7 protein-coding genes are annotated in these 6,657 nt (G+C 35.6%); 1 reads left to right on the forward strand and 6 read right to left on the reverse strand.

The annotated features are described in order from the left end of the window. Positions 1–57: 57 nt before the first annotated feature. Genes arfB through FJV36_RS01155 form a run of 5 tightly spaced genes read right to left on the reverse strand, consistent with a single transcriptional unit; the run spans position 58 to position 4,556 of the window. Positions 58–459 (reverse strand): alternative ribosome rescue aminoacyl-tRNA hydrolase ArfB, encoded by a 402-nt coding sequence (arfB, locus tag FJV36_RS01135; RefSeq protein WP_158728995.1) that lies wholly within the window; start codon positions 457–459, stop codon positions 58–60. Positions 460–470: 11 nt separating this feature from the next. After that, positions 471–2,591: a DUF4301 family protein gene (locus FJV36_RS01140; RefSeq protein WP_158728996.1), complete on the reverse strand. Its 2,121-nt coding sequence runs from the start codon at positions 2,589–2,591 to the stop codon at positions 471–473. Further along, positions 2,546–3,175: a nicotinamide riboside transporter PnuC gene (gene pnuC / locus FJV36_RS01145; protein WP_158728997.1), complete on the reverse strand. Its 630-nt coding sequence runs from the start codon at positions 3,173–3,175 to the stop codon at positions 2,546–2,548. The genes FJV36_RS01140 and pnuC overlap by 46 nt, the downstream gene beginning before the upstream one ends. A gap of 3 nt (positions 3,176–3,178) precedes the next feature. After that, the gene (locus FJV36_RS01150) at positions 3,179–3,895 is read right to left on the reverse strand and encodes a geranylgeranylglyceryl/heptaprenylglyceryl phosphate synthase (RefSeq protein WP_158728998.1); all 717 of its coding nucleotides are present in this window, start codon (positions 3,893–3,895) and stop codon (positions 3,179–3,181) included. A gap of 13 nt (positions 3,896–3,908) precedes the next feature. After that, the gene (locus tag FJV36_RS01155; protein ID WP_158728999.1) at positions 3,909–4,556 is read right to left on the reverse strand and encodes a 4'-phosphopantetheinyl transferase superfamily protein; all 648 of its coding nucleotides are present in this window, start codon (positions 4,554–4,556) and stop codon (positions 3,909–3,911) included. Between the two features lie 280 nt (positions 4,557–4,836). On the opposite strand from FJV36_RS01155, the gene ahcY reads away from it, so the two are divergent. Further along, positions 4,837–6,153 carry an adenosylhomocysteinase gene (gene ahcY, locus FJV36_RS01160; RefSeq protein ID WP_158729000.1) on the forward strand — a complete coding sequence of 439 codons (1,317 nt, stop codon included), beginning with the start codon at positions 4,837–4,839 and terminating at the stop codon, positions 6,151–6,153. A 251-nt stretch (positions 6,154–6,404) separates the two neighbouring features. On the opposite strand, the gene FJV36_RS01165 is transcribed toward ahcY, so the two are convergent. Further along, the coding region (locus tag FJV36_RS01165; RefSeq protein ID WP_199250854.1) for a transposase at positions 6,405–6,657 on the reverse strand (253 nt) is incomplete at its 5' end.

Genomic DNA, 6,657 nt, shown 5'->3' on the forward strand with positions numbered 1-6,657 from the left:
TTTAAAAATCGGGTTTTTCGATGTTTTTTTTGGTTTTCATTGTGACTAAAACCAAGATTACAGCTCTGGTTTCTTTCGGTTTTTTTTAATTTCAGAAGTGCTTTTTTTATCCTTAATTCTCTTTCTAATGACTGATTTTGGGACTCTTGTAGCTTTCCGTTCCTTTGGCACAAACAACGCATCAGCAATTAGATTTAAGAAACGCTTCGTTACTAAATCTTTATTTCTAATTTGGCTTCGATCGGCATCACAGTTCAATATCAAAATTCCGTCAACCGTCAATCGTGATTTTAAATTTTCAGCTACTAGCACTTTCTCAGAAGTAGTTAATGCTGTGGATTGCATCACATCAAAATAAAGCACCACTTTTGAGGATACTTTATTTACATTTTGTCCACCTGCACCACTACTTCTTACTGCTTTGTAATTTAATTCTGCTACTATTTGTTGTTTATCCATTACTTGAAAGCTTAAGGCTGATGTAAGGGTTTTAATAAATCATTTACTGTTTTTACTGGATTAAAAGTGATCAAAGGTACTTGAACAAAAACAGTTAGCCAGTTGGCCATAGCTCCATTCCATAAACCTGGTAACTCATACCCTTTGATAGCGATACCAGCAGCGTTTTTTTCGACAACAAAACCGCTATTTGGATCGACAAATTTAGTCAAATCAAATTTTTCGCTCTTATAATTCTTTATTCCGCACACTAAATCAACTGGATTAAAATGAGTGGCTGCTTGCGCAATTTTTCTTTGTTCTTCATTATTCAGATCAACTTGAGAACTCTCCACAATTTGTAAAGAAATCTCTCCTTGATTGTCCCTAACCCAAAAAGGTCCTCCGCCTGGCTCTCCTTCGTTTTTGACCATACCACAAACACGAATTGGCTTATTCAAAATTGTTTTTAAAATCTCTATTTTCCGTTCATGAGTTTCGGTATAAAAGCCTGAAGTGATTGCAACATTTAACTTTTCGGTGACAAAAAGAACCATATCTTGCAAAACTTCTTCATCAACAACACCTTCCTCTAAAACTCTCAAATACTCAAAAACATCTTGCTGTAAGGATAATAAAATACCTGCCAAGCCTTTTTTATAAAGGGCAATTTTATCAATGTTATTTTGAATGACGTTATCGATATTTTTTATAAAAACAATATCAGCCTCTAAATTATTCAAATTTTCAATTAAAGCGCCATGTCCTCCTGGCCTAAATACCAATTGGCCTGCTGTATCCCTGAATGGTTTATTTTCAAGAGACACCGCAATCGTATCCGTACTTTGATTTTGATAAGAATAACTCACATCTACAGACATACCAGAAAGCTTCTCCGCTCTAACTTTACTAGAAGCTGTAGTTGTTTCAAAGTAATGCTGGTGCGACTTTGAAACTGTAAAATGCAAACTAGAACCCTTATTTGAGCTCGAATAATGCATACACTCCAATAAATGCTCCTCAACAGGAGTTGCAATATGAGTTTTGTAATCGTGAAAAGGAAGAACGCCTTTTGGCTTATTAGCAAAATCAAAATTATCTGCAGACAAGAGGATTTTTACAAAATAGAAGTTTTTTAAACTGCGATCTAAAAAATCAAAGTTCACAAATTTCTCTTTTAATTTAGCATAAACCGCTTCAAAAAAAGGAAATTTCTCTATTGCTACTATAAAAATTGACAATTCACTAGCTTTTTTACGATTGATATAGGCGTTTATAGATTCATTTTTAGGATCAAAATCGTTTATAAATTCATTCAAAAATTTAAACATTCTGCTGGCTGCACCTGATGCTGGAACAAATTTATTTAGTTTTAAATCCGTTTTATGCACATCAAAAAAAGCAGCTCTTTCTTCAAACTCTTTATCAGATAATTCCAAAATACCGCGAGATAATTCCGCTGGGCTTACTAAATCTATTGGCGCTATGCCGTTACGGAAAAAATTTAATTGTGCTTGAATATTTTGTATGGCAATTCCATGCTGGTATATTTGTACAAAATCAGCTGTTGAAAAGCCCATTGACTTAGCTAATCTCAAATCATCAATAATATTTATTGCCTTTTTTAGCCTTAATTCTTGATCTCCTGATAATGTTATAAAAGGTTTTTTGTGCTCAAGCAATGCTTGTTTGAACACCGCAAAAACAGATTCTCTACCATGGGGTTTATCCCTTAAATCATCTTTCGCCCAAGGCACATCTATATCTGTGAGAAAAATAAGGTCGTATTCATGTTGGCATGCCGCTTGGTGCAATAAAGGATCACAATAATTATAGTACACCTCCGAAAAAACCTTGGTAACCATTAAATTAGTATCACAAAAAAGATATTTATTTGCTTTTAGCGCCAATTCATTTTCTAATTGAACTTGGCCAATTGCAATAGGAAGCATATCTTCAAGGTCACAAATTTGTTGTTTTTCGTCCCATTTTTGCTGCAAATAATCTCGGGCAAACTCAGGTACCCATTCTGTTTTATAATATGCAGCAAGTTGCCTTGCTAAAGTAGTTTTGCCGGTACTTTCAGGACCAAATAAAGCTACCTTGCTTATTTCTGTAGCTCCGTTTGAGCGTTGTTTGAGATTTTCTTCCATTCTAAATAGCCAAAAATGGCAACTACTGTAAATACTAAATATTGAAAACTAGTAAAAGTATAACCTTTTGCAAAATACAACGGAATCGAAATTAGATCCCCAATAATCCAAAAAATCCAATTTTCTACTTTCCTTTTGGCCATAAGCCACATTCCTACAAAGAAAATTCCTGTGATAAACGTGTCTACGTAAGCGTACCAAGTAGTGAATTTATCAAAAAAATGGTACACCGCCACAACAAAAGCGACTGTAAATATAAAAAGAAATATGGCAATTCGTGTTTCTACTGAAGAAATTGTGGAAATAGGAAAAGCCACTTTGTCTCCTTCTTTGCGGGTCCAATGATACCAACCGTAAATACTCATTATAAAATAGTAGCCATTGATCATCATGTCACCCCAAAGAACCCATTTCCATAACAAATACACAAATATTGAGGTACTTATCAAACCCGTTGGAAAAACCCAAATATTGTCTTTTTTAGCATACCACACACTTAACAAGCCAAAAACAACAGCAACAATTTCTAGAAAGATATCTAATGTTGGATACTCACTATACTGCGAAAAAAAATAATCAAACATTAATTAAGTATTAAAAAAATTCAAATCATTTTCAAAAGCGGTTCCAATGACCACCAAATCTGCACCAGCATTGTAAGCACGTTGAATTCCCTGCAAATCTATAATTCCTCCTCCAACTAGCAATGGAATCTCAATTTTTTGTGCTACTTTTTTTATCATTTCCATCGGCACGGGAAATTGTGCCCCGCTTCCCGCTTCCAAATAAATGAGTTTACTACCAAGCATTTCACCAGCTAGAGCCGTATTCACTGTTAGATCTAAATCATGACGATCCAAAGGCTTGGTTTTGCTAACGCGTTCTACGGCGGTTTCATTTCCACTTTCAATTAAAATATAACCCGTAGATATGATTTCGAGCTGAGTTTGTTTCAAAATAGGTGCTGCAGTAACTTGATGTCCTATCAAATAATCCGGGTTGCGACCCGATAGCAGGGATAGAAATAAAATAGCATCGGCTTTATCTGAAATCTGCGAGGGATTGCCCGGAAAAAGAACCACTGGCAAAGCACAATCTCTTTTTAAAGTGATTATCAATTCGTCCAGAATGTTGGTTGTAACGTGGCTTCCGCCAATGAAGATATGAGTTGCTGGTGATTGATTGATTTTTGGAATCAAAACACTCATTTGCGCTATAGTAATTTTATCAGGATCAAGCAAAATAGCCAACAACTTGCTTCCCTTTTCTTTTGCTTTTAAAATCTCGCTGTAAATAGTTTTCATGCAGATATCGACATTAAAGGTTTTGAATGCGATTTTGTTCAAAAGCATATACCAAACTAAAGTTTTCAATTTCTTGAAAATACAAGTCATAGTTTTGTGGCACTGCGTCAAATAATAATTCGGCGTTGGCAAATTGATCTTTCAAATGAAATTGATGAACGCGAATATGATTCTTGAAACTGATGCCTTTTTCGTTTCTGATTTTAAAAATGGCTTCTTTTGCACCCCAAATAATGGTTAATTTCGGAATGTAATCTTGGCTTTGTTCAACTAGAAAACTTAGTTCAGCATCACAAAATTTAGAAGCAATACTTTTTATTTTTTCGCGCTGCAGTTCGATATCAATACCTACTTTTTGATTGCTAATGATAATCGCTGCAAATTCATGCGAATGTGTAATAGAAATATGCTGACCATCCTCCAAGTGCGGTTTTCCAAAAGCGTCGTAATACAAATCAAAATCCGTGTAACCAGCCTCGTGCAACAGCATACGAACACTTAAAAAAGCACGCTGGTGCAACTCCAACTTCATAGACTCTAACCGAGCTTGGCTTTCGGGTCTTAATTGAATTTGGCTTTGCAAGTATGCGAGCGACTCTGTGACTTTCCAAATAAGCATTCGAGTACCCAATTGTGGGCGTGTATCTTGAAATAAAGGCATGTTAGTAACTTGATTTTTAGCCCCGATTGCAACGGAAATCCTTTTTTATCCGCTTCTTTAGCGGGAAAAAAGATTGCAGTGAAAAGCGGGAAACAGCTCCTAAAAACTAAAATGAACGCCAAGAAACTTTTTATTTTATTGATTTTTAAAAGTTTACACCGCTAAACATTTCATAAATAGAAGTGAATGTTTTTATAATCCTAAGATATTGTGTAATTTTGCAAAAAATTAGCCCGCGTTTGGCAGGCCAACAGTCAAAATAATTACAAATATACAATAAATGAGTACAGCAACTATGCCATACGTGGCTTTCAAGGTTAAAGACATTTCCCTTGCAGCTTGGGGACGAAAAGAAATTGAATTAGCTGAAGCTGAGATGCCAGGTTTAATGGCGCTTAGAGCAGAATACAAAGACGAACAACCTTTGAAAGGCGCTCGTATTGCAGGATGCTTGCACATGACAATCCAAACTGCAGTTTTGATCGAAACATTGATCGCTCTTGGAGCTGAAGTTACTTGGTCTTCTTGCAACATTTTCTCTACTCAAGATCAAGCTGCTGCTGCAATTGCTGCTGCTGGTATTCAAGTTTACGCTTGGAAAGGTTTGAACGAAGAGGATTTTGACTGGTGTATTGAGCAAACTTTATTCTTTGGTGAAGACAGACAACCATTGAACATGATTCTTGATGACGGTGGAGATTTAACAAACATGGTTATTGACCGTTACCCACATTTAGTTGCTGGCATCAAAGGATTATCTGAAGAGACTACAACTGGAGTTCACAGATTGTACGAAAGAGTAAAAGCGGGAACATTACCAATGCCTGCTATAAACGTAAATGACTCTGTTACTAAATCGAAATTTGACAACAAATACGGTTGTAAAGAGTCTGCAGTAGATGCAGTACGTCGTGCAACTGATGTTATGCTTGCTGCAAAAAGAGTTGTAGTATGCGGATACGGTGACGTAGGAAAAGGAACTGCTGCTTCTTTTAGAGGTGCTGGATCTATTGTTACAGTAACTGAAATTGACCCAATTTGTGCTTTACAAGCTGCAATGGACGGTTTTGAAGTTAAAAAATTAGACACAGTAATTGCTACCGCTGATATCATCATCACAACAACAGGTAACAAAGACATCGTTTTAGGTTCTCACTTCGAGAAAATGAAAGATAAAACTATCGTTTGTAACATCGGACACTTTGATAACGAAATCGACATGGCTTGGTTAAACTCAAACCACGGAGCTTCAAAAGTTGAAATCAAACCACAAGTTGACAAATATACTATCGCTGGAAACGACATCATCGTTCTTGCCGAAGGTCGTTTGGTAAACCTTGGTTGTGCTACAGGTCACCCAAGTTTTGTAATGAGTAACTCATTTACAAACCAAACTTTAGCTCAAATCGAATTGTGGAAAAACAGCGCTGCTTACAATAACGAAGTATACATGTTACCAAAACATTTAGATGAAAAAGTAGCTATGTTACACCTTGCTAAATTAGGCGTTGAATTAGAAACTTTACGTGACGATCAAGCAGCTTATATTGGTGTTGAAGTAGCTGGACCATTCAAACCAGAGTATTACAGATACTAGATTTTAGTCCTTAGTCCTTAGTGACTAGCTAAATTAAAATAGACAAACCCTTGCAGTAATGGAGGGCACTGAAAAACATCGCTTATTTTGATTAGCATCCTTTTTTAGATAATAAAAAACGCTTGTAACAGGATTTTAAACATCCGTTATAAGCGTTTTTTTTTTGCAACTGTTTTTTATTGTAGGTTATATGAGTTGGTTTTTGACTTATACAGGTTCATTTGGCAAAATGCATGTGTAGATTACATTTTCTACATTAATTTGAGTATTCTTTTTAAGTTGACTGTAAAAATTGCTATTGCACCTTGCATTTGCATATTGGTAATACCGTATGATATCGCTCTATCATAACCGTGTACATTTTTTAACTCGCTATTTTTGGCTTCTATCTTGTATCGATGTTTTGCTTTTTCTTTGTAATATTCTGTTTCTTGAAAAGCCATTTGGTCTTGATGTAATTCTGATTTTATGGATACCGAATACGTTTTTGTTTTGGCTCCATCT

The sequence above is a fragment of the Flavobacterium sp. I-STPP5a genome, from assembly GCF_009764685.1.
Classification (GTDB): Bacteria; Bacteroidota; Bacteroidia; order Flavobacteriales; family Flavobacteriaceae; genus Flavobacterium.

Bases quoted from the DNA above. Each gene is read 5' to 3' on its own strand.
- arfB (WP_158728995.1), bottom strand. From the start codon at position 459: ATGGATAAACAACAAATAGTAGCAGAATTAAATTACAAAGCAGTAAGA.
- FJV36_RS01140 (WP_158728996.1), bottom strand. From the start codon at position 2,591: ATGGAAGAAAATCTCAAACAACGCTCAAACGGAGCTACAGAAATAAGC.
- pnuC (WP_158728997.1), bottom strand. From the start codon at position 3,175: ATGTTTGATTATTTTTTTTCGCAGTATAGTGAGTATCCAACATTAGAT.
- FJV36_RS01150 (WP_158728998.1), bottom strand. From the start codon at position 3,895: ATGAAAACTATTTACAGCGAGATTTTAAAAGCAAAAGAAAAGGGAAGC.
- FJV36_RS01155 (WP_158728999.1), bottom strand. From the start codon at position 4,556: ATGCCTTTATTTCAAGATACACGCCCACAATTGGGTACTCGAATGCTT.
- ahcY (WP_158729000.1), top strand. From the start codon at position 4,837: ATGAGTACAGCAACTATGCCATACGTGGCTTTCAAGGTTAAAGACATT.